We start from the raw sequence: 23,060 nt of genomic DNA, 5'->3' as shown, positions 1-23,060 counted from the left end.
CGTAGGACAACAACACTTAGCGAGTCGGCACTTTTCCCTAGAAGTGTAATCCTAACAGCGGCCAAGGTCGTGGGGGGTATCTATCTGTATAAGAGGCTGTCGCGATTCAGGACTTTTTCGGGCCCTGAAGCTGAAGTTGTTCGGGTGTATCGGGCAGTCGTTCGACAACCCTGAGCTTTTCCGGCGCCTGTCGTTGACGCCACAAACGGAATGCACTGAGCTCGTCGTCGAGGGTTTTCATCACCCAGGCAAGGACGGCGATGTCATCGAGCATGCCGAAAACGGGAATGAAATCCGGGATCGCATCCACCGGACTGAGGAAGTACATCAGGGCCGCAACGACCGAAACGATGGCCTTGGGACTGATCGCACGATACTCACCACGCCAGTACGCCAGGCACAGCGCCTGAAGCAATCGCAGATCATCCTTCAGCTTGCCGAGACGATTGCCCTGGGCAGCGCCTTTGCTGGCCACGGCAAACAGCAGCGTCGGCAAACGGCCACGGGCCAGGAGTCGTCCGGCCAATGGCAGGAACCGGGCGAAATTCCATGGAGCTTTCATCTATTTCTCCCGTTGAAATGTTATCCACACAAATTGTGGATAACCTTGTGAACAGAGCTGCATTTCAACGCTGAGAGCCCCGGTTCATAAGGGCTGCGCTCAGATCGGGCGTTTTTTACTCACATAAAAAACCCCAATATTTCATTGACTTGGCGGCTCAGGGCGTCTAGCGCGGGCAGCTACAAAGTCTAGGACTGTCGTGGCGCCTGTCGGTTCGCTCTGTTTACGCCGGGCGCCGACCAGATGCAACAACGCCCCGCATTAGCGAGGCGTTGTTGTCGAAACCGGGGCCAATTACTTGGCTGCGGCGTCTTCCTTGGATGGATCCTTGATGGCCAGCAGTTCCAGGTCGAAGACCAGGACCGAGTTGGCCGGAATCGCCGGGCTTGGCGATTGGGCGCCGTAAGCCAGATCGCTAGGGATGTACAGCTTGTACTTCTCGCCAACGTGCATCAGTTGCAGGCCTTCGACCCACCCCGGGATCACGCCGCTTACCGGCAGATCGATCGGGCTGCCGCGCTCGACGGAGCTGTCGAATACGGTGCCGTTGGTCAGCTTGCCGGTGTAGTGAACAGTCACGACGTCGGTAGGCTTAGGCTGTGGGCCGTCGGCTTTCTTGACCACTTCGTACTGCAGACCGGAAGCGGTGGTGGTCACGCCGGCTTTCTTGCCGTTTTCTTCGAGGAATTTCTTGCCGGCGGCTGCCGACTCTTCACTCATCTTGGCCATACGCTCTTCGGCACGCTTTTGCAGTGCAGCGAAGGCTTCGACCAGATCTTCATCTTTCAGCTTCTGTTCTTTCTTGCCGACGGCATCTTCGATGCCCTGGGCTACCGCTTTGGAGTCCAGATCATCCATGCCTTCCTGAGCGAGGCTCTTGCCCATGTTCAGGCCGATACCGTAGGAAGCTTTTTGCGCCGGGGTTTTCAGCTCTACGCTGGTCTGCGAATCACAACCCGCGAGGACCAGGCTAACCAGGGCAACCGCCGCCGCCAACCGATGCTGTTTCATGCTATTTCCTTGTTCATGCGCCGAAAGGGCAATCGAGTAAAGCCGCGAGCTTATCAGGCCGCCACGACCAATGGCTACCGGCATGAGAGCAGGAATCTTCCGATAAGTTCAGGGATTAAAAAGCATTTGAGCAAAGCCATGATGAAGCTTCTGTCATCTTGCCCTGACAGTGACCGATGCCCCTTCCCACAACACTTGGCGTAATGGCCACTTGCCGCACAGGACTCGGCTCAGGCATAACAGCGCAACAACTCGACAAGGATGTTCATCTTGCGCCTCTTATTCCGTGTACTGATGCTGATCGTGGTGCTGCTGGGACTGCTCCTGGCGGTGGTTCTTTACTATGTCGCCAATCCGAAACTGCCCTTCCCGACGCCCGCCAAACAGGTGCATTACCTCAAGCAATGGACCGACGAAGAGCGCCAGACCTACTACTTCACGCCACAGGGCACTCAGGTAAAAGGGCTTCGTTATGAGTGGTTCCAGGCTCTGGAACTGCCGTTCTCGCAGCAACGTTTCGCGTCCCCGGAATACCTCGCACGCTTCGGTTTTCTGGTCGATCCGCAGCAAAAAGCCACGCCGAACAACCCGGGGAATCTGCCGGTGGGTTTCACCCGGCATCAAAATCCGGGCAGCTCCGAGCAATATCTGGACATCACCTGCGCGGCCTGCCACACCGGCGAACTGCATCTCAATGGCCAGGCCGTGCGCATCGACGGCGGCTCGGCGCAGCATGTTTTGCCTTCCAGCGTTCCTACATTACGCGGAGGCAGTTTCGGACAGGCCCTGGTCGCCAGTCTGACCTCCACTTACTACAACCCGTGGAAATTCGAGCGGTTCGCCCGCACCGTTCTCGGCGAAGAATACGACGCGCGCCACGAACAACTGCGCAAAGACTTAAAAGGATCGCTGAATACATTCCTGAAAGTGGCGTGGAACGACACCCATCGCGGCCTCTATCCCACCGAAGAAGGTCCGGGACGCACCGATGCATTCGGACGGATCGCCAACGCGACTTTCGGCGATGCAATCTCCCCCACCAACTATCGCGTAGCCAACGCGCCCGTGGATTACCCGCAACTGTGGGACATGTGGACCTTTGACTGGGTGCAATGGAACGGCTCGGCGCAGCAACCGATGGCGCGCAACATCGGCGAGGCTCTGGGGGTTGGCGCCACATTGAATTTCTTCGACACCAACGGCCAGCCGCTGCAGGGTGATGAACGTTACGCATCGAGCGTGCGCGTGCGCGATCTGCACAAGATCGAAGAAACCCTGCAAAAACTTCAGCCACCCGCCTGGCCAGAAGAACTGTTTGGCAAAGTCGACAAACCACTGGCGGCCAGGGGGCGAGCCCTGTTTGCCGAAAACTGTGCGGGTTGCCACGTCCCACGGGTGACGCAGGAAGGCGAACGCTGGATCCAGCATCTGCACATGCTGCCGGTGGATGTCATCGGAACCGATCCGAACGCGGCCAACAACATCGCCAACCACCGTTTCGACCTGACAGCGCTGCAATGGAATCCGGCGGAGCTGGAGCAAATGGACGTGAAGCTGCATCCCACGCCCAAAGAACCACTCGACCTCAGCCAGTTATCCGTGGCCAAAGGCTTGGCTTACGTGACGGCGTTCGTTGAAAACCGCGCTTATCGTGAAGCGGGCGTCACAGCGCAGGAGAAACCAGAACTCGACGGCTTCGGTCTGCCCATCGGCGTCCGGGAAAAAGTCGCCTACAAGGCCCGGCCGCTTGCTGGTGTATGGGCCACCCCGCCATTCCTACACAACGGCTCGGTGCCGAGCCTGTATCAACTGCTGTCGCCGCAGGATGAACGCTCCACCACTTTCTATAAAGGCACTCTGGAATACGACCCTCGGCATCTGGGGTATCGCACCGAAGCCTTTACCAACGCTTTCCTGTTCGACACACGCATCACCGGCAACCACAACAGTGGCCATGAGTTCCGCGCCGGCGAGCGTGGCAACGGGGTCATCGGGCGGTTGCTGCAGCCAGAGGAGCGCTGGGCGCTGCTGGAATACCTGAAAGTGCTGGGCGGCCCGCTGGAGGCGCAATTGCCATGATTTTCAATTCATTCAAGAAGCCATCAATGCTGGCGCGCTTCTGGTTGTGGTTGGGCCGCTTGTTGGGCAAAACCCTGCTGTTTTTGCTGGTGATCGGACTGATCGGCTGGGCTTTGGCAACCGCCTGGTTTGCCTGGCAGCACCGGGGACCGGTATCGGCACTGGAGCAGATTCCGGACGGCGAAGCGTCCATGACGCAGGACGTGATCCAGACCGCTGTGCGAATAGTCGACCAGCACCGGGAAAGCACGCGTTTTCTGCGCGACGCCCATGCCAAGGCCCACGGTTGTGTGAAGGCGGACGTGCAAGTGCTGCCGGATCTGGCTCAGGAACTGCGGCGCGGTGTGTTCAGCGAGCCAGGCAAGATCTGGCAGGCGACAATGCGTCTGTCCAACGGCAACGCCTACCCGCAATTCGACAGCATCCGCGATGCCCGGGGCATGGCGATCAAATTGCTTGATGTGCCGGGCAAACAGTTGCTGGGTGACCGCCAGGGCCCGCACGAGCAGGATTTCGTGATGTTCAGCCATCCGAATTTCTTCGTCAGCGATGTCGCTGAATATCGTCAGAATGTGGCGGCGCAGGCTGACGGCAAGAAGGTCATGGCATTCTTTCCGGGCTGGGATCCGCGAAACTGGCAGATCAGGCATTTGTTCATTGCGCTGGCAACGCTTTCTCCGCCGCCCGAGAGCCCGACGCGTACCACCTACTTCTCGGTATCGCCCTACAAGTTCGGCGAGGCCAATGCGAAGTTCCGGGTAATGCCGGATCCGGACAACTGCCCGGCCTACACGCTGCCGAAGCAAAACCAGGATCTGCCGAATTTCCTACGCAGTGCGCTGAATCAGCAACTGTCCACGGATCGGGTGCCCGCGTGTTTTGTGCTGCAAATCCAGCGTCAGGACGCGAACAAGTACATGCCGATCGAAGACACCAGCATCGAATGGCGCGAACAGGACAGTCCGTTCCAGAGCGTAGCCAGAATCACCCTGCCCCCTCAGGACTTCGACACCCCGGCCCTGAACCTGCAATGCGACAACCTGTCGTTTAACCCCTGGTTCGGAATCGAGGCCCATCGCCCGATTGGTGGAATCAACCGCCTGCGCAAGGCGGTGTATGAAGCAGTGAGTGTTTACCGGCATAGCCGCAACGCCAGCCCGTAACAAACCGCAGAAACGAAAAAAGCGACCCGCAGGTCGCTTTTTTCATGCCCGGACGAGCAAAAAGCCAATCGCCAGACAGCAAAAAGCCCGCACTTGGCGGGCTTTCCGTGGTGACCTGGCGTTCAGTGTTCCAGGTTACCGAATATGGCGCAGCGGACGGGACTCGAACCCGCGACCCCCGGCGTGACAGGCCGGTATTCTAACCGACTGAACTACCGCTGCGCGAAACGCTTGAAACGAATGGTGGGTGATGACGGGATCGAACCGCCGACATTCTGCTTGTAAGGCAGACGCTCTCCCAGCTGAGCTAATCACCCTTCGCTTCGTTACGGGACGCATTATGCCACAAGTTTTCGTAAAGTGTTGATTTAATTGAAGTTTTTTTCAAATAAATCCGAAAACCGGTGAAACGACACATTCCGCATGTACAACTCGAGGCAGAAAAAAACCCGCCTTGGCGGGTTCTTCCGTGGTGACCTGGCGTTCAGTGTTCCAGGTTACCGAATATGGCGCAGCGGACGGGACTCGAACCCGCGACCCCCGGCGTGACAGGCCGGTATTCTAACCGACTGAACTACCGCTGCGCTAAACACTTGAAACGAATGGTGGGTGATGACGGGATCGAACCGCCGACATTCTGCTTGTAAGGCAGACGCTCTCCCAGCTGAGCTAATCACCCTTCGCTTCGGTGTGGCGCGCATTCTACGGAGCGACCCAACCTCTGGCAAGCACTTTTTTAAATAATTTTCTCAGGCCTTCCAAAGGCTTAGAGAAGGGTTGGCCTATGGGGCGGCGAAGACAATAATGCCCCCCTTTGTATAAAGGAGAGACTCACCCCATGTGGTTCAAGAACCTGCTTATCTATCGCCTGACCCAAGACCTGCCTGTCGATGCCGAGGCGCTGGAAACTGCACTGGCCACCAAACTGGCGCGTCCATGTGCAAGCCAGGAGTTGACCACCTACGGTTTCGTCGCGCCGTTCGGCAAGGGCGAAGATGCCCCACTGGTGCACGTCAGCGGTGATTTCCTGCTGATCTCCGCCCGTAAAGAAGAACGCATCCTGCCGGGCAGCGTCGTGCGTGACGCGGTGAAGGAGAAAGTCGAAGAGATCGAAGCCGAGCAGATGCGCAAGGTCTATAAGAAGGAACGCGATCAGATCAAGGATGAAATCATCCAGGCGTTCCTGCCGCGCGCCTTCATCCGCCGCTCGTCGACTTTCGCTGCCATCGCGCCGAAACAGGGCCTGATCCTGGTCAACTCGGCCAGCCCGAAACGCGCCGAAGACCTGCTCTCCACCCTGCGTGAAGTGATCGGCACCCTGCCGGTTCGCCCGCTGACCGTGAAAACCGCACCAACCGCCGTGATGACCGAATGGGTCACCACTCAGCAAGCCGCTCCGGACTTCTTCGTGCTGGACGAGTGCGAACTGCGCGACACCCACGAAGATGGCGGCATCGTCCGTTGCAAGCGTCAGGACCTGACCAGCGAAGAAATCCAGCTGCACCTGAGCACCGGCAAAGTGGTGACTCAACTATCGCTGGCCTGGCAGGACAAACTGTCGTTCATGCTCGACGACAAGATGACCGTCAAACGCCTGAAGTTCGAAGACCTGCTGCAGGATCAGGCGGAACAGGACGGCGGTGACGAAGCCCTCGGCCAACTGGACGCCAGCTTCACCCTGATGATGCTGACGTTCGGCGACTTCCTGCCGGCGCTGGTTGAAGCACTGGGCGGTGAAGAGACGCCGCAGGGGATCTAAAGCCTGCGAGTTTCACCTGTGGGAGCGAGCTTGCTCGCGAAGGCGCCGTGTCAGGCACTATATAAGTTGAATGACACAATGCTTTCGCGAGCAAGCTCGCTCCCACAGTTCGTTTTGTAGCGTTTATCAATAATAAGGAACAGGCCATGCGCGCACTGGCTGCACTGAGTCGTTTTGTCGGCAACACTTTCGCTTACTGGGTTCTGATTTTCGCCGTGGTCGCCTTTCTGCAACCGGCGTGGTTCCTCAACCTGAAAGGCGCAATCGTGCCACTGCTCGGGCTGGTGATGTTCGGCATGGGCCTGACCCTCAAACTTGACGACTTCGCCGCCGTCGCCCGTCATCCATGGCGCGTGGCACTGGGCGTGGTTGCGCATTTCGTGATCATGCCGGGGATGGCGTGGTTGCTCTGCCAGGTTTTTCACCTGCCACCGGAGATCGCCGTCGGCGTGATTCTGGTCGGGTGCTGCCCGAGCGGCACTTCTTCAAACGTTATGACCTGGCTGGCTCGGGGCGATCTGGCGCTGTCGGTAGCCATCGCAGCCGTCACCACCCTCCTCGCCCCGCTGCTGACGCCGGCGCTGATCTGGCTGCTGGCCTCGGCCTGGTTGCCGGTTTCGTTCATGGAATTGTTCTGGTCGATTCTGCAAGTGGTGCTGCTGCCGATCGTGCTCGGTGTCGTCGCGCAACGCTTGCTCGGTGACAGGGTTCGTCACGCAGTGGAGGTTTTGCCGCTGGTGTCCGTGGTCAGCATCGTGATCATCGTCGCCGCCGTGGTGGCTGCCAGTCAGGCGAAAATCGCTGAATCCGGCCTGCTGATCATGGCCGTGGTAATGCTGCACAACAGCTTCGGCTACTTGCTGGGTTATTTCACCGGACGCCTGTTCGGCTTGCCGCTGGCTCAGCGCAAGTCTCTGGCGCTGGAAGTCGGGATGCAAAACTCGGGGCTGGGGGCTGCGTTGGCCAGTGCGCACTTTTCGCCTTTGGCGGCGGTGCCGAGCGCGCTATTCAGTGTGTGGCACAACATTTCCGGGGCGCTGCTTTCGACGTATTTCCGACGCATGAGCGAGAAGGAAGATCGTGAGGCTTTGGCTCGGCAGCCTGCAGACTGACCGGGTCCCCGGCGCACTTTTTTAGGTACTATGTGCGCCACGCGGGGACGACCCTGCGGCTCAATCGAGTTTCAATCCGGGGACGGCCCCGTCAATCGATGGAGGTCTTTCATGTCCTGGATCATTCTGTTTTTCGCCGGTCTGTTCGAAGTCGGCTGGGCCGTCGGCCTGAAATACACCGATGGCTTCACCCGTCCACTTCCGACCGTTCTCACCGTCGCCGCCATGGCAGTCAGCCTTGGTCTGTTGGGTCTGGCGATGAAGGAACTGCCGCTGGGCACGGCTTATGCGATCTGGACTGGCGTCGGCGCCGTGGGCACAGTGATTGCCGGGATCATTCTGTTTGGCGAGTCGATGGCATTGATTCGGCTGGCCAGCGTTGCACTGATCATCACCGGGCTGATCGGGCTCAAGGTCAGCGCCTGAGCCATTGCCGCCATCCTTCGGGGATGGCGGCTTTCTAAACTACTACCTGACAGTCCCGCGCAACTCCCCGACCAACGCTTGCAACTCCGCAGGTTGCGCCGCTTCAACGGCCACCGGCGAACCCGCCACCAGCGTCACCCGCGACCACAAGCGGTGAAACAACCCTTTATTCGGATCGCGACTGAAGAAACTCCCCCACAACCCCTGCAACGCGAGCGGAATCACCGGCACCGGCGTCTCTTCGAGAATCCGCGTCAGCCCGCCCTTGAACTCGTTGATCTCACCGTCAGCGGTCAACTTGCCTTCGGGGAAGATGCACACCAGCTCACCGTCCTTCAGATACTGGGCAATCCGGGTGAAGGCCTTTTCGTAGATCTGGATGTCTTCCTGGCGTCCGGCGATAGGAATCGTCCCCGCCGTGCGGAAGATAAAGTTCAGCACCGGCAGGTTGTAGATCTTGTAGTACATGACAAAGCGAATCGGCCGACGCACCGCGCCGCCAATCAGCAAGGCATCGACGAACGATACGTGGTTGCACACCAGCAACGCCGCGCCCTCATCGGGGATCGCTTCAAGGTTGCGATGCTCGACGCGGTACATGGAATGGCTGAGCAGCCAGATCATGAAACGCATACTGAACTCGGGGACGATCTTGAAGATGTAGGCGTTGACGCCGATGTTCAGCAGCGAGACCACCAGGAACAACTGCGGAATCGACAGTTTGACCACGCTCAGCAACACGATGGAGACGATGGCGGAAATCACCATGAACAGCGCGTTAAGAATGTTGTTGGCCGCGATCACTCGCGCCCGCTCGTTCTCGGCGGTGCGCGACTGGATCAGCGCATACAGCGGCACGATGTAGAAACCGCCAAAGATGCCAAGGCCGAGGATGTCGACCAGCACGGCCCAGGTGTGACCAAAGCCCAGCACTTCAGTCCAGCTGTGGCCAACGGCACTCTCCGGAATTCCACCGGAATGCCACCACAGCAACAGCCCGAAAACCGTCAGGCCGAACGAGCCGAACGGCACCAGACCGATCTCGACCTTGCGCCCGGAAAGCTTCTCGCAAAGCATCGAGCCGAGAGCGATACCGACCGAAAACACCGTGAGAATCAGGGTGACCACGGTTTCATCGCCGTGCATCCACTCCTTCGCGTAAGCCGGGATCTGTGTCAGATAAATCGCCCCGACAAACCAGAACCACGAGTTGCCGACAATCGAGCGCGACACCGCGGGCGTCTGGCCCAGACCGAGTTTCAGCGTGGCCCAGGACTGGCTGAAAATATTCCAGTTCAGGCGCATTTCCGGCGAAGCGGCCGCCGCCCGGGGAATGCTGCGGCTGGCGAGGTAACCGAGTACGGCGATGCCGACAATCGCGGCCGACACCAACGGCGCATAGTGCGACGAGGACATGATGACCCCGGCGCCGATGGTGCCCGCCAGAATCGCCAGAAACGTGCCCATTTCCACCAGACCGTTACCGCCGACCAGCTCATCCTCGTGCAAGGCCTGCGGCAGGATCGAATACTTCACCGGCCCGAACAGCGCCGAGTGCGTGCCCATGGCGAACAGTGCCACCAGCATCAGCGACAGGTGATCGAACAGGAAACCGACGGATCCCACGGCCATGATGGCGATTTCCGCCAGTTTGATCAGACGGATCAGCGCATCCTTGGCGAACTTTTCGCCGAACTGTCCGGCCAGCGCCGAAAACAGAAAGAACGGCAGAATAAACAGCAGCGCACACAGGTTGACCCAGATCGAGCGGTCACCTTCGATGGTCAGCCGATAGAGAATGGCGAGGATCAGCGATTGCTTGAACACGTTGTCGTTGAACGCGCCCAGCGACTGGGTGATGAAGAACGGCAGGAAGCGCCGGGTACGCAGCAGGTTGAACTGTGAGGGGTGACTCATCTTCCGTGTGTCCCTGATGTTGGGTAACGAGTGGCCTGGATACGCTTATTGGAATGTCGATCCGCGATCCAGGCCACACCTTACCTAAACTTTTCAGGTTATTTCTTCAAACCTGCAATGCACGGTGAAACAAACAGCTCGCCGCGCCAGGCGCCTTGCAATGTGCGCTTGCCGACGATCAGCCACATCACCGCCAGCAACGTCACCAGCACACAACCGACCACGCTGAAGAAAGTCAGGTTCAGCGTGCTGCCGAGCTTCAGGGTCGCCAGCGAATACACGCCCAACGGGAAGGTAAAACCCCACCAGCCGAGGTTGAACGGGATGCCATCGCGCAGGTAGCGCACGGTGATCAGCAGCGCCATCAACATCCACCACAGACCAAAACCCCAGAGCGTGATCCCGGCCACCAGGCCCAGACCCGAAGCGATTTCACCGATCCCCGGCAGGCCGTTGGCCGCGAAGATCGCTGGCGCATCGCCGCCCAGCAGCAACATGCCCAGGGCACCGGTGCCGATCGGCCCCAATGCGAGCCAGCTCGATGCGGCCATGTTTTCGTGGGGCAGTTTGTGCAGGGCCATGCGCAACAGCAGGATGGTCAGAATGCTGAACGCCACCGGCAGGGAAAAGGCCCAGAGCACGTAGCTGGTCGTCAGCACTACCAGTTGCGAGTGCGCATCGGCCAAGTGCGGCGCGAGCAGTCCGCCGCTGGCCGCCGCCACTTCCGCCGCCACCACCGGCAACAGCCAGACGGCGGTCATCTGATCGATGCTGTGTTCCTGACGGGTAAACATCATGTAGGGAATCAGCACACCGCAGGCCAGCGACATCGCCACGTCCAGCCACCACAGCACTTCAGCCAGATGAATGACGCCCTCGCCCCAACGCGGCAGGCCGAACAGCAGAAAGCCATTGATGATGGTCGCCAGGCCCATGGGAATGGTGCCGAAGAACATCGAAACCGTGGAGTGGCCGAAGATCCGCCGCGCTTCATCAAAAAACAGAATCCAGCGTGCGGCGTAGGCAGCGGTAAACAGCACGAACAACAGAATGTTGAACATCCACAGCCCTTCGGCCACGGCGTGCAGTCCCGGAATGGCGACGGGCAGTTGGGCCAGCGCCAACGCCAGCACACCGGTACCCATGGTCGCGGCGAACCAGTTCGGTGTGAATTGGCGGATCACTTCACGGGGATGCTGAAGCTGGCTGAAAGGCTTGATACCGGGTTTGGCACTGTTTGGGCAAATCATCATGAACTCCTGTCCTCAGGTGAGGTTGAGCCCATGGTAGAACCGAATCGAATATCTATATAACGGGTAATTTCTCTAACTGTTATCTATTTATCAGATATAGACCTAAACGCTGCCCTCAGTTTCGATCACCAGAATCCGCGCGGCGCCTTGCGGGTGGGCAACATGCTCAGTGCCGACGGACGCATAGAAGATGTCACCGACATCGAGCTGCACCTGCTTTTCTTCGCCCTCTTCGCGGTAATGCATGAGCACCTGACCGTCGAGCACCACGAACACTTCCTCGCCGTCGTTGACGTGCCATTTGTACGGCTGGTCGGTCCAGTGCAGACGCGTGGTGATGCCGTTCATGTTGGCGATGTCGAGCGCGCCCCAGGCACGCTCGGCGGTGAAGGACTTGCTGCGGATAATCTTCATGAGTCGATCCGTGAGAAGAATGGGCTGGCCAAGGCTAACCGAATCCGCAGGCTTATGGCGCGCTGCAGGTCTTGGCCGCCTGCGCACGGAAACTCATCAACAGCGCGCCGACCGCCAGTAAGATCAGTACCGCGCCATACACATCGGTGGTCGCCAGCAGGCCGAGGCTGTGGGTGAAGTGCCCGGCCAGCAATGCTGGCAGACAGAACGCCAGGTAACTCAGTACATAGAATGCCGACATCAACCCGGCGCGCTCATGGGGCAACGCCAGCGGCACCAGACTGCGCACCGCCCCCAGAAACCCGGAGCCGAATCCACACCCGGCGACCAGCGTACCGAAGAAGAACAGCGACAGACTGGCGCTGTGCACGCCCAGCAGCATCAATACGATGCCGGCCGGCAGCAGGCTTGCGCCAAGTTGCAGCGCCCGGGAGGCAGGACGATTGCGCAAAGTGAAGATCATCAGGGCGCCGGTAACGGTCAACGCCGCCACGGTCGCGCCGCCGATCAAATTGGAAGTGGAACCGGTCGTCGTGCGTACCAGCGACGGAGCGAGCGAGGCATAGAAACCGCCGAGCGCCCAGGTCGCGGTGTTCAACGGCAATACGCGCCAGAGTGTGGAGCGAGCCTGAACCGGTACATGCAGGGTCGGCCGCAGCGAGGCCCATGCTCCGGCTTGAGGCGAGACACTTTCCGGCAGGCGCCAGACATAAATCCCCTGCAACACAAACAGCACGAGCAGCAGCCAATAGGTCAGTTGCAGTGGTGCAGGCGCGAACTCCACCAGCAAACCGCAGCCCATCGAACCTAGCGCCATGCCAAGCAACGGTGCCACGCTGTTGATCAGCGGCCCTTGTTGACGGTCAGTGTCCAGCAGTGTCGCGCTCAACACGGCAGTAGCCATGCCGGTGGCAAATCCCTGCAGCACTCGCGCGCCGATCAGCCAGCCGACGCTGTCGGCATAAATGAACAGCAACATCGCCAAAGCGTTCAGGACAACCGCAGTGAAAATCACCGGTTTGCGTCCCAGGTGATCCGACAACGAACCGACCGTCAGCAACGCGGCCAGCAGACTCAGCGCGTAAACGCCGAAAATCAGGGTCAGCACCGCTGCCGAAAAATGCAGGTGGTCCTGATACAGGTGATACAACGGCGTCGGCGCAGTGGAAGCGGCGAGAAAACTGAGTAAGGTGATCGCCAGAAACCACAGGCTGGAACGGTTGGAAGCAAGGCCGGTCATGAGCATACTCCTTAAAAGCTATTTTTTTGCTTTTGCGGAGTGTGCGCCCGACTTGCGCTTAAAGCAAATTCTTTGTGTTAAGGTCTGACACATGCCTATTAAAGAAAGTAGCCGTCCCGGCGGCCGAAGCGCCCGGGTGCAGGAATCGATTCACGGCGCCGTGCGTGCACTCCTCGAAGAACAGGAGCGTTCCACCGTGACCGTCCCGCAAATTGCCGCGCGGGCCGGGGTTACGCCCTCTACCATTTATCGGCGCTGGGGCGATTTGGCGGCGCTGCTCGCCGACGTCGCCCTCGCCCGCTTGCGCCCTGAGAGCGATCCGCTGGAAACCGGCAGCCTGCGCGGTGATATCCGCGCCTGGGCCGAGCAGTATCTGGACGAAATGAGTTCCGAGCCGGGGCGCAATGTCATGCGTGACGTGCAGGCCAGCGCCACACCGGGATTCTGCATCGCGATCATTGCCGATCAGTTGCAGACCATTGTCGATCGCTTCCCGGATCAGTCGCCACCAAGCGTGGATCACCTGATCAACCTGGTGGTTTCGCCGACGGTGTTTCGCATTCTGTTTGCCGTGGAACCGCTTGAAGTCGAAGAACTGCACCGGCTGATCGACATCGCGCTGCGTCAGGACTGACAGCGCAGAACCGCCCGGTTCTGCGCCTGCGACACCCCGCCACGCCACGACCTTGGTCGACACTGACTAACCGCCGCGCACATGCGAGACTGTCTGGCCGGGCGTGAGTCCGGTCGTATTCTGTCGGGAGTGCTCCATGTCGTTGTCCACCGGGCTGATCGCCGCCGTCGCCCTGGCCTATATGGCCATCATGTTCGCCATCGCCTTCTACGGCGACCGTCGCAGCGCGCCATTGCCGCCGCGGATGCGTGCCTGGGTGTACAGCCTGTCGCTGGCGGTCTATTGCACCAGCTGGACGTTCTTCGGTGCAGTCGGTCAGGCCGCCGAACAACTGTGGTCATTTCTGCCGATCTACCTCGGGCCGATCCTGCTGTTGCTGGGCGCGCCGTGGGTCCTGCAAAAAATGGTGATGATCAGCAAACAGGAAAACATCACCTCCATCGCCGACTTCATCGCCGCCCGCTACGGCAAATCCCAATCGCTGGCGGTGGTCGTGGCGCTGATCTGTCTGGTCGGCGTTCTGCCTTATATAGCCTTGCAACTCAAAGGCATTGTCCTCGGCGTGAACCTGCTGATCGGCGCCGGCGCCGATGCCATGGGCACCCGCGCCCAGGACACGGCGCTGATCGTGTCGCTGGTACTGGCCTTGTTCACCATCGTCTTCGGTACGCGCAACCTCGACGCCACCGAGCACCACCGGGGCATGGTGCTGGCGATTGCGTTCGAGTCACTGGTGAAGCTGTTCGCCTTCCTCGCCGTCGGCGCCTTCGTCACCTATGGCCTGTATGACGGCTTCGACGACCTGTTCAATCAGGCGATGCTCGCCCCGCGCCTTGAGGAATACTGGAAAGAAACCATCAACTGGCCGTCGATGGTGGTGCAGACCGGTGTGGCGATGATGGCGATCATCTGCCTGCCCCGGCAGTTCCACGTCACCGTGGTGGAAAACATCGACCCGCAGGATCTGCGCCTGGCCAAGTGGGTGTTCCCGACTTATCTGGCCTTGGCCGCGCTGTTCGTAGTCCCGATCGCGCTGGCCGGTCAGATGATGTTGCCCAGCTCCGTTCTCCCGGATTCTTTCGTCATCAGCCTGCCGCTGGCCCAGGCCCACCCGGCGCTGGCGATGCTGGCGTTCATTGGTGGCGCATCGGCGGCTACCGGCATGGTGATCGTGGCGAGTGTGGCGCTGTCGACCATGGTGTCCAACGACATGCTGTTGCCGTGGCTGTTGCGGCGCAACAATGCCGAGCGGCCGTTCGAAGTCTTCCGCCAGTGGATGCTTTCGGTACGCCGGGTCAGCATCGTGGTCATTCTGTTGCTGGCTTACGTCAGCTACCGCCTGCTCGGTTCCACCGCGAGCCTGGCGACCATCGGCCAGATCGCCTTCGCCGCCGTGACCCAACTGGCGCCGGCCATGCTCGGCGCGCTGTACTGGAAACAGGCCAACCGCCGGGGCGTGTTCGCCGGCCTCGCCGCTGGCACGTTCCTGTGGTTCTACACTTTGATCCTGCCGATTGCGGCTCGCAGCCTCGGCGTGCCGCTGGAAACGTTCCCGGGACTTGCCTGGCTGCACAGCAACCCGCTGAACCTGCCGATCACCCCGCTGACCCAAGGCGTGGTGCTGTCGCTGGCGGGCAACTTCACCCTGTTCGCCTGGGTCTCGGTACTGTCGCGGACCCGGGTGTCGGAACACTGGCAGGCCGGACGCTTCATCGGTCAGGAAATCAGCGCCCGGCCGAGCGCCCGCTCGATGTTGGCGGTGCAAATCGACGACTTGCTGCAACTGGCGGCACGATTTGTCGGTGAGGAACGTGCGCGGCAGAGTTTCATCCGCTTCGCCTATCGCCAGGGCAAAGGCTTCAACCCGAACCAGAACGCCGACGGTGAATGGATCGCCCACACCGAGCGATTGCTGGCCGGTGTCCTCGGCGCTTCTTCGACGCGAGCTGTAGTAAAAGCCGCCATCGAAGGTCGGGAAATGCAGCTGGAGGACGTCGTCCGGATTGCCGACGAAGCCTCGGAAGTGCTGCAGTTCAACCGCGCGCTGCTGCAAGGCGCCATCGAAAACATCACCCAGGGCATCAGCGTGGTCGACCAGTCACTGAAACTGGTGGCCTGGAACCGGCGCTATCTGGAGTTGTTCAATTATCCGGACGGCTTGATCAGTGTCGGCCGGCCGATTGCCGACATCATTCGCTACAACGCCGAGCGCGGTTTATGCGGCCCCGGCGAAGCGGAAGTCCACGTCGCCCGACGCCTGCACTGGATGCGTCAGGGCCGCGCCCACACCTCCGAGCGATTGTTCCCCAATGGCCGGGTGATCGAACTGATCGGCAACCCGATGCCCGGCGGCGGTTTCGTCATGAGTTTCACCGACATCACCGCGTTCCGCGAAGCCGAACAGGCACTGACCGAGGCCAACGAAGGGCTGGAGCAACGGGTCAGCGAACGGACTCAGGAACTGTCGCAACTCAACGTCGCGCTGACGGAAGCCAAAGGCAACGCCGAGGCGGCCAACCAGTCGAAAACCCGCTTCCTTGCAGCGGTCAGTCACGACTTGATGCAACCCTTGAACGCAGCGCGGCTGTTCTCCGCCGCCCTCTCCCATCAGGACGACGGTTTGAGCGGCGAAGCGCAGAAACTGGTGCAGCATCTCGACAGTTCGCTGCGCTCGGCCGAAGACCTGATCAGCGACCTGCTGGATATTTCCCGCCTGGAAAACGGCAAGATAAACCCGGATCGCAAGCCGTTTGCGGTCAATGAGCTGTTCGACACCCTCGGTGCCGAGTTCAAGGTTCTGGCGCAGGAACAGGGCTTGAGCTTCCGGGTGCGCGGCAGTCACTTGCGCATCGACAGCGACATCAAGTTGCTGCGGCGGATCCTGCAGAACTTCCTGACCAATGCCTTCCGCTACGCCAAAGGCCCGGTATTGCTGGGCGTGCGTCGGCGACAGGGCGAGGTTTGCCTTGAGGTGTGGGATCGCGGGCCGGGGATTCCGGAAGACAAGCAGCAAGTGATTTTCGAAGAGTTCAAACGCCTCGACAGCCACCAGACCCGCGCCGAGAAAGGCCTGGGCCTGGGTCTGGCGATTGCCGACGGCTTGTGCCGGGTGCTCGGGCACACCTTGCGCGTACGTTCATGGCCGGGGCGCGGCAGCGTGTTCAGTGTGCGGGTGCCGCTGGCGCGTACGCAGACTGCGCAGCCGAGCTCGGCGGTCGAACTCAACGGCAAGCTGCACAGCGGCGCGCAGGTGCTGTGCATCGACAACGAAGACAGCATCCTGATCGGCATGAACAGCCTGCTCACGCGTTGGGGTTGTCAGGTGTGGACGGCGCGCGACCGCGAGGAATGCGCGGCGCTGCTCAACAATGGCGTGCGGCCGCAACTGGCGCTGGTGGACTTCCACCTCGATCACGGCGAGACCGGTACCGATCTGATGGCCTGGTTGCGTACAAGCCTGGGCGAACCGGTGCCCGGCGTGGTGATCAGCGCCGACGGGCACCCGGAAACCGTGGCGCAGGTGCATGCGGCGGGGCTGGATTATCTGGCCAAACCGGTGAAACCGGCGGCGTTGCGGGCGTTGTTGAGTCGCTACTTGCCGCTCTAGAAGAGCGGCTTATTCAGGCAGTTCGACCAACCCGTCGGCATCGGTCATGGCGCGTTCCAGCAGATCCGCCGGCAGGCTCTTGCTCGCTCGCGCGCCGAGCAGTTTGAGCTGCTCGCTGCGGCTGACCAGGTTGCCGCGCCCTTCCGTCAGTTTGTTGCGCGCTGCGCTGTAGGCTTTGTCCAGTTGCTGCAGACGATTGCCGACTTCGTCCAGATCCTGAATGAACAGCACGAACTTGTCGTACAACCATCCGGCACGCTCGGCGATTTCCCGGGCGTTCTGGCTCTGGCGCTCCTGTTTCCACAGACTGTCGATGACCCGCAGGGTGGCGAGCAGCGTGGTCGGGCTGACGATCACGATATTGCGGTCGAAGGCTTCCTGGAACAGCGTCGGTTCGGCTTGCAGCGCCGCGGAAAACGCCGCTTCGATGGGCACGAACAGCAAGACGAAATCGAGGCTGTGCAAGCCTTCCAGACGTTTGTAGTCCTTGCCGGCCAGGCCTTTGACGTGACTGCGCAGCGACAGCACGTGCTGCTTCATGGCGATCTGGCCGATGGCATCGTCGTCGGCCGCCACATATTGCTGGTACGCCGTGAGGCTGACCTTGGAGTCGACCACCACCTGCTTGTCGCCCGGCAGGTAAATGATCACGTCCGGCTGGAAGCGCTCGCCGTCCGGGCCCTTGAGGTTGACCTGGGTCTGGTACTCGCGGCCCTTCTCCAGCCCGGCATGCTCCAGCACCCGCTCCAGAATCAGCTCGCCCCAGTTGCCCTGGGTTTTCTGGCCTTTCAGCGCGCGGGTCAGGTTGGTCGCTTCATCGCTCAGGCGCAGGTTCAGTTGCTGCAGGCGCTCAAGTTCCTTGGCCAGCGAGAAGCGCTCGCGAGCCTCGGCCTGATAGCTTTCCTCGACCCGTTTTTCGAAGGACTGGATACGTTCTTTCAAAGGATCAAGCAACTGCCCTAGGCGCTGCTGGCTGGTTTCGGCGAAACGCTGTTCACGCTCATCGAAGATCTTGCCCGCCAGTTCGGCGAACTGGGCGCGCAACTCGTCGCGGGAGCCTTGCAGGTCATCGAGACGTTGTTGATGGCTTTCCTGCTGCTCGCGCAATTCAGCATTCAGGGAAGCAGCCTGAGCATCCAGGCGCCGCAGTTCGGCTTCCTTGCTGGCGCGCTCTAGGTTCCAGGCATGGGCGGCGTCACGGGCGTCGTCACGCTCGATCTGCAACAGTTCGACCTCACGACGCACGGCCGCGAGATCGGCTTGTTTGGCGGCATTGGCCTGGCCGAGATCGGCGATTTCGTCGCGACAGGCTTCGAGCTGGGCGTTGAGACCGTCCTGGGCCATTTGCGCCATGGCCAGCCGCTCTTCGAGCAACGCGACTTCGGACTCGCCATGACTGGCCCGGCGCTGCAGTTGCCAGGCCAGTGCCAGCAGCGGTAACGCCGCGCCTGCCAAGCCAAGCAAGATGCTGGTCAAGTCCATCGCCATAGTGATTCCCGCCGATCCAATAAAGCCTGAAGGTTAACCAAGGCGTCAGGTCTTGGACAGCTCAGTCTTCGATCAGGCCGAGTTCCTGTTGCGCACGCCGATCACCCGCACGGGCGGCCTGACGCAGCAGATCCTGGCCGATACGACGATCCCGGGCGTTGCCACACTCACGGCACATCAACTGGCCAAGGCGGCTTTGCGCCGCGACCACGCCTTCCCGGGCCGGTTGTTTGAGCAGGCGGCCGGCGAGGTGTTTGGCGTTCTGGCTGTCGCCCAGGCGCGGGCTGTCGAGCAGCCATTCGGCCACGCGCACGGAAAATCGCTTGGGAGCGGTAACACGAGGGGGTTGGGAAGTAACAGAATCTGGAGATGAACGAAACTTCATAAAGCACTGTGGGACGGATCGAAGGGCGCGCCACTCTACTCTTTTTTTCGCACAGGTAAAGTCGAAAAAACCCGGCACGCCCGTGCTAGAGCAAGCGCTCGGGACAATCCACAGAAGCTGTGGATAACTCAGTGGACAACCGCCCCCGACTCGCCGCAAAGCCTTGTGGAATGGGGCCCGCAGTCAAACTGACGATTTTTTCACCAGTAAAAAAAAGCGATGTTTTTCATTGACTTAAACTTTCGTTACAGGCAGCCACCGGGGTCAGGTTCGATGTGACAGCGTCGTTACCGTCCGCGCAACTAATGTGCACAAGTACCTGTTACGCGGTTATATCGGTGCGCTTTTTCGGGTCGTTTTGCCAGCCCCGCTGGGGATAAGCCCCTGCGCTGTGCTTGTTCGGCTTGCCCACCGCGACGACCGACGGTCGGAATGTGAGCCAGATCGGGGCGGGGCCGGGGCTCAAGGAACAGTCCGTCTGTTCTTTTTAAAAATCAGGTTTGCCTTCCTCGATGTGTTCCGTTAGTATCCGCGGCGTTAGTACCAAGCTGAAAGTCAATTCCGGTCGAACAACCCCCACGGTCAGCCTTCTCTCAGAGAAGCCTCCACCGAAAAAGCGGGCCCGACCCCTCGATGGTTTCCAGGTAAATCTTGCGACGACACAGCCTTTGAATCGAATCAAAGGATGTTGCAAAGACCTCTTACTCTGACCGAACCAACCTGCAAATTGATCAGGATCTTCACCCCGGGCCCAGAACCTCTGCCCTCGATGTGTTGCCTGTCCTCCTAAGTACCTACCTGCCAGCCCAAGCGCGCCAACTTATCAGCGCTTCAAACTGGCTGCTTTGTTCCAGTCGGGTTCTTCGTTCGACCAATGGTGGTCTGCGTTACTGGAACGTTTTAACGTTGCACGGTTCTTATCCGTGTCATTTGTAGGAACACCTAATAACTATGTCTACTCAAATCCAGACTCAGGATGCCATTCGCACCCTAACCAACGCTTTTGCTCCAATGAACTGCCTGATCATGGCCGCTCGCAAAGGCTGCTTCAGCTTCACCGTGGTCAATGAACACGGGATCGCCCGCCACAGCGAGCGTCTGTACCCTGATCAATACTCCAGCGCCGAACCGCTGCAGGCCGTGATTGATCGCACCCGTCAGGCATTGATCGCCTGAGAGGCAGAAATGGCTGCAAAAGCAAAAGCCCCGCCTGAAAAGCGGGGCTTTTTATTGCCCGATGTTTCTCTTTTTACCCTTCCCGGTTAAGCACCAACCGATATAACGGTTATAACTGCCCGCCGGAAATATTTTAAAAACAGGCCTTTACGTCGCGAATATGACACTACACTTCAACTCAAGCGGCGTGATCCGCTTCCGGCGGGCCTGATTCGATCCACAGCTGCCAAGCTCCCCTTCAGGTCTCGCCGCCCGATAACAAGATCCGAGGGTTTTATGGGTATCGCTGCCAGCGAACTGTGCCGCTATGTGATCCGTCCGACGCTGATTTATCTGGGACGACACTGCGCCACTGCTGAATCCCTGCTGCTGGGCATCGCCGCCAGCCAGTCCGCCCTGGGTTCCGCCCTGCATGACCGCCGTGGCCACGGCCTGTACCGGATTGCCGAACATCGCCACCAGGCGTTGTGGGATCATTACCTGGCGCTCGATCCGGAGCGCGCCAGCCTGGTTCGCGGCCTCGCCAGCCAGCATGCCTTTCTCAGCAGCCCGCACCTCGAACTGACCGTCAACCTGCGTTACGCCACTGCCATTGCCTGGCTGCTGGTGGAAGAACAGACCCCCACCCTCCCCGACCCGGACGACCTGCTCGCAATGGCCCGTATCTGGCGTCAGACCTTTCAGCCCCAGGGTCGTCTGCGCGACTTCACCTGTGCATGGCAGACCTGTGTTTCACCGCTGAATCAGGTCGCGTGCTGACTCACCGGTTTCGCAAGATCGGCCAACGGGTCGCGAATCCGGTCGGATTGTCCTACAAAACCGCTCTAACTCAAGCCATACGGACTATAGCGCTGGGACGAAAATGTTGGTAATTTTCGCCCCGGTGATCACCAGGAGTTCTAATAATGAAAAAAGTAATGCTCAAAACCACCATTAGCCTCGCCGTTTCCCTGGCATCCACGCAGATTTTCGCCGCTGGCTTTGCCATCAACGAACACAGCATCAGCGGGATGGGGACCGGGTACGCCGGGCGATCTTCTTCTGCCGACGACGCAAGCACTGTTTACGGCAACCCTGCCGGCATGTCGCGCCTCACTCGCGAACAAGTCACCGGTGGCGTTGCATTCCTCGATGCCAAGACCGATATCAGCGACGCCAGCTCCAGCCCCAACGGCGGCAGCAACAAAGGCGACATGGTGCCCTTCACCTCGGTTCCTATGGGTTTCTACGTCAAGCCGATCGATGAGCATTGGGCATTCGGCCTGGGTGTATACGTACCCTTCGGCCTGATTACCGACTACGAAAAAGGCTTTGCCGGCCGCTACTTCGGCAGCAAGTCCGAAGTACAAGTCATCACCTTCCAGCCAACCGTCAGCTACAAGTTCAACGACGTTGTGTCGATCGGTTTCGGTCCGACCATCAACCGTATCGACGGCACCCTGGAATCCAACCTGTCGATCACCCAGGCCCTGCCGGACGGCAAGGTCAAGATCAAGGGTGACGACACCGCACTGGGCTACAACATCGGTGTTCTGGTACAAGCGACCGATACGACTCGCCTGGGCCTGACTTACCACTCGAAAGTCGACTACAAGCTCGAAGGCAACACCAAGGTCAACTACGGTGCACTGGCCGCAGTCGGCCTGGGCGCCAGCCAGAAGTACGACGCTTCGCTGAAGATCACTACCCCTGAGTCCGTGGACTTCTCGGTCACCCAGGCGATCAACGACCGCTGGAACGTCTATGCCGGTACCACCTGGACCCGCTGGAGCCAGCTGGAAAAGATCACCGTCAAGAACTCCGGTGTACAGCCTCTGCTGGCCGGTCAGTTCGGCGAGATCACCGAAGAGCAGAACTGGCATGACAGCTGGGCTTACGCCGTCGGTACTTCCTACCAGTTGAACAAGGAATGGGTACTGCGTACCGGTCTGACCTTCGACCAGTCGCCGACCAACAACGTCGACCGTTCGCCGCGCATCCCGACCGGTGACCGGACCATCTTCAGCATCGGTGCCGGCTGGAGCCCGACTGACGACCTGACCATCGACGTCGCCTACTCGTACCTGAAGGAAGAAGCCGTCAAGATCCGCAACGAAAACGATCGTGGCCAGACCTACGATGCCAAGTATGAAAACTCGGCAAACGGTTTCGGTGTCGGTGCGACCTACCGCTTCTGATGCTGTACGGCGAGGCTAACCCCTCGCCCATTAAAAAGCCCCGCTCTCTCGACAGAGGCGGGGCTTTTTAATGGGCGTCGATCAGGGTTTCAGGGGTTTGGATGCAATGGCTTTCTCAATGGCCGCCAAAAACTCCGGATCGTCAGGTTTGGTCAGACTGGAGAAATTGGCGATCACCTTGCCCTGACGATCGACCACGTATTTATAGAAATTCCACTTCGGCGCGCTGCTTTGCGCGGCCAGCACCTGGAACAGATGGGTGGCACCGTCACCACGGACTTTCTGCGGCTCGGTCATGGTGAAGGTCACGCCGTAGTTGGCGTAGCAGACCTTGGCGGTCTCGGCGCTGTCCTTGGACTCCTGCTTGAAGTCATTGGAGGGTACACCGAGCATTTCCAGCCCTTGCGCTTTGTAGCGCTGGTTGAGCGCTTCGAGGCCTTCGAACTGCGGGGCGAAACCACAGAAGCTGGCGGTGTTGATCACCACCAGCGGCTTGTCGGCGTAGCGCTGGCACAGGTCGATGGATTCCTTGGCCCGCAATTTGGGCAGCGAACCTTGCAGCAACTCCGGACAGTCCGCGGCCTGGGCCAATCCGGTCAACGCCATCAGCAACGCGGGAACAGCACACCAGCGCTTGAGCATGTCGGGCATCCTTGA

Annotated in this window: 19 protein-coding genes and 4 tRNA genes; 10 read left to right on the top strand and 13 right to left on the bottom strand. The window is 59.9% G+C overall.

All coding sequences use genetic code 11. The features are described from left to right. Positions 1–106 precede the first annotated feature (106 nt). Both CAG02_RS11585 and CAG02_RS11580 read right to left on the bottom strand, forming a co-directional pair. Positions 107–562, bottom strand: a complete 456-nt coding sequence (locus CAG02_RS11585) for a YkvA family protein (RefSeq protein WP_085710610.1) — start codon at positions 560–562, stop codon at positions 107–109. Positions 563–856: 294 nt separating this feature from the next. Further along, complete coding sequence (locus tag CAG02_RS11580) at positions 857–1,573, bottom strand: FKBP-type peptidyl-prolyl cis-trans isomerase (protein WP_085710609.1); 717 nt, start codon at positions 1,571–1,573, stop codon at positions 857–859. Positions 1,574–1,843: 270 nt separating this feature from the next. On the opposite strand from CAG02_RS11580, the gene CAG02_RS11575 reads away from it, so the two are divergent. Beyond that, positions 1,844–3,652 (top strand): di-heme-cytochrome C peroxidase, encoded by a 1,809-nt coding sequence (locus CAG02_RS11575; RefSeq protein ID WP_085710675.1) that lies wholly within the window; start codon positions 1,844–1,846, stop codon positions 3,650–3,652. Positions 3,653–3,678: 26 nt separating this feature from the next. Further along, positions 3,679–4,815, top strand: a complete 1,137-nt coding sequence (locus tag CAG02_RS11570) for a catalase family protein (RefSeq protein WP_139831869.1) — start codon at positions 3,679–3,681, stop codon at positions 4,813–4,815. Positions 4,816–4,960: 145 nt separating this feature from the next. Here CAG02_RS11570 and CAG02_RS11565 read toward each other — a convergent pair. From CAG02_RS11565 to CAG02_RS11550, 4 genes are all read right to left on the bottom strand, one after another. Then, positions 4,961–5,037, bottom strand: a tRNA-Asp gene (locus CAG02_RS11565). 19 nt (positions 5,038–5,056) lie between these two features. Then, positions 5,057–5,132 (bottom strand) — tRNA-Val (locus CAG02_RS11560). A 190-nt stretch (positions 5,133–5,322) separates the two neighbouring features. Beyond that, positions 5,323–5,399, bottom strand: a tRNA-Asp gene (locus CAG02_RS11555). Between the two features lie 19 nt (positions 5,400–5,418). Then, positions 5,419–5,494: transfer RNA gene (locus CAG02_RS11550), tRNA-Val, on the bottom strand. A 159-nt stretch (positions 5,495–5,653) separates the two neighbouring features. Here CAG02_RS11550 and rdgC point away from each other — a divergent pair. The 3 genes from rdgC (at position 5,654) to sugE (ending at position 8,112) form a co-directional block, all read left to right on the top strand. Continuing rightward, positions 5,654–6,574: a recombination-associated protein RdgC gene (rdgC, locus tag CAG02_RS11545; RefSeq protein WP_007950430.1), complete on the top strand. Its 921-nt coding sequence runs from the start codon at positions 5,654–5,656 to the stop codon at positions 6,572–6,574. 146 nt (positions 6,575–6,720) lie between these two features. After that, positions 6,721–7,686 carry a bile acid:sodium symporter family protein gene (locus tag CAG02_RS11540; RefSeq protein ID WP_085710607.1) on the top strand — a complete coding sequence of 322 codons (966 nt, stop codon included), beginning with the start codon at positions 6,721–6,723 and terminating at the stop codon, positions 7,684–7,686. A 111-nt stretch (positions 7,687–7,797) separates the two neighbouring features. Further along, positions 7,798–8,112: a quaternary ammonium compound efflux SMR transporter SugE gene (gene sugE, locus CAG02_RS11535; protein WP_085682912.1), complete on the top strand. Its 315-nt coding sequence runs from the start codon at positions 7,798–7,800 to the stop codon at positions 8,110–8,112. A 42-nt stretch (positions 8,113–8,154) separates the two neighbouring features. Here the strand turns inward: sugE and CAG02_RS11530 are convergent, their stop codons facing one another. The 4 genes from CAG02_RS11530 to CAG02_RS11515 form a co-directional block, all read right to left on the bottom strand. Next, positions 8,155–10,029: an MFS transporter gene (locus CAG02_RS11530; protein ID WP_085710606.1), complete on the bottom strand. Its 1,875-nt coding sequence runs from the start codon at positions 10,027–10,029 to the stop codon at positions 8,155–8,157. Positions 10,030–10,127: 98 nt separating this feature from the next. Beyond that, positions 10,128–11,279 (bottom strand): TDT family transporter, encoded by a 1,152-nt coding sequence (locus tag CAG02_RS11525; protein ID WP_085710605.1) that lies wholly within the window; start codon positions 11,277–11,279, stop codon positions 10,128–10,130. 105 nt (positions 11,280–11,384) lie between these two features. After that, positions 11,385–11,696, bottom strand: coding sequence for a cupin domain-containing protein (locus CAG02_RS11520; protein ID WP_085710604.1), 312 nt, complete (start codon positions 11,694–11,696; stop codon positions 11,385–11,387). A gap of 52 nt (positions 11,697–11,748) precedes the next feature. Then, the gene (locus CAG02_RS11515; protein ID WP_085710603.1) at positions 11,749–12,936 is read right to left on the bottom strand and encodes an MFS transporter; all 1,188 of its coding nucleotides are present in this window, start codon (positions 12,934–12,936) and stop codon (positions 11,749–11,751) included. 91 nt (positions 12,937–13,027) lie between these two features. On the opposite strand from CAG02_RS11515, the gene CAG02_RS11510 reads away from it, so the two are divergent. Together CAG02_RS11510 and CAG02_RS11505 are read left to right on the top strand one after the other, a co-directional pair. After that, positions 13,028–13,570: a TetR/AcrR family transcriptional regulator gene (locus CAG02_RS11510; RefSeq protein ID WP_085710602.1), complete on the top strand. Its 543-nt coding sequence runs from the start codon at positions 13,028–13,030 to the stop codon at positions 13,568–13,570. Positions 13,571–13,706: 136 nt separating this feature from the next. Further along, positions 13,707–17,177: a hybrid sensor histidine kinase/response regulator gene (locus tag CAG02_RS11505; protein ID WP_085710601.1), complete on the top strand. Its 3,471-nt coding sequence runs from the start codon at positions 13,707–13,709 to the stop codon at positions 17,175–17,177. Between the two features lie 9 nt (positions 17,178–17,186). On the opposite strand, the gene rmuC is transcribed toward CAG02_RS11505, so the two are convergent. Further along, a complete protein-coding gene (gene rmuC / locus CAG02_RS11500) occupies positions 17,187–18,551 on the bottom strand; it encodes a DNA recombination protein RmuC (RefSeq protein WP_170931591.1) in 1,365 nt (454 codons plus the stop codon). 175 nt (positions 18,552–18,726) lie between these two features. Next, on the bottom strand, positions 18,727–19,050 hold the full coding sequence (locus CAG02_RS11495) for a hypothetical protein (protein WP_085710599.1): 324 nt from the start codon (positions 19,048–19,050) through the stop codon (positions 18,727–18,729). Between the two features lie 951 nt (positions 19,051–20,001). Here CAG02_RS11495 and CAG02_RS11485 point away from each other — a divergent pair. The 3 genes from CAG02_RS11485 to CAG02_RS11475 all read left to right on the top strand — a co-directional run bounded on the left by CAG02_RS11485 (position 20,002) and on the right by CAG02_RS11475 (position 22,403). Beyond that, positions 20,002–20,226 carry a hypothetical protein gene (locus CAG02_RS11485; RefSeq protein WP_007950419.1) on the top strand — a complete coding sequence of 75 codons (225 nt, stop codon included), beginning with the start codon at positions 20,002–20,004 and terminating at the stop codon, positions 20,224–20,226. A 276-nt stretch (positions 20,227–20,502) separates the two neighbouring features. Continuing rightward, positions 20,503–20,985, top strand: coding sequence for a hypothetical protein (locus CAG02_RS11480; RefSeq protein WP_085710598.1), 483 nt, complete (start codon positions 20,503–20,505; stop codon positions 20,983–20,985). 146 nt (positions 20,986–21,131) lie between these two features. After that, positions 21,132–22,403, top strand: coding sequence for an OmpP1/FadL family transporter (locus tag CAG02_RS11475; protein ID WP_085710597.1), 1,272 nt, complete (start codon positions 21,132–21,134; stop codon positions 22,401–22,403). 81 nt (positions 22,404–22,484) lie between these two features. Here the strand turns inward: CAG02_RS11475 and CAG02_RS11470 are convergent, their stop codons facing one another. Further along, positions 22,485–23,045 (bottom strand): glutathione peroxidase, encoded by a 561-nt coding sequence (locus tag CAG02_RS11470; protein ID WP_085710596.1) that lies wholly within the window; start codon positions 23,043–23,045, stop codon positions 22,485–22,487. Positions 23,046–23,060: the final 15 nt, after the last annotated feature.

Origin of the sequence: Pseudomonas sp. R43(2017), assembly GCF_002112345.1 — a bacterium.
Taxonomy (GTDB): domain Bacteria; phylum Pseudomonadota; class Gammaproteobacteria; order Pseudomonadales; family Pseudomonadaceae; genus Aquipseudomonas; species Aquipseudomonas kribbensis.
This window is presented reverse-complemented; position numbering and strand designations above follow the sequence as displayed.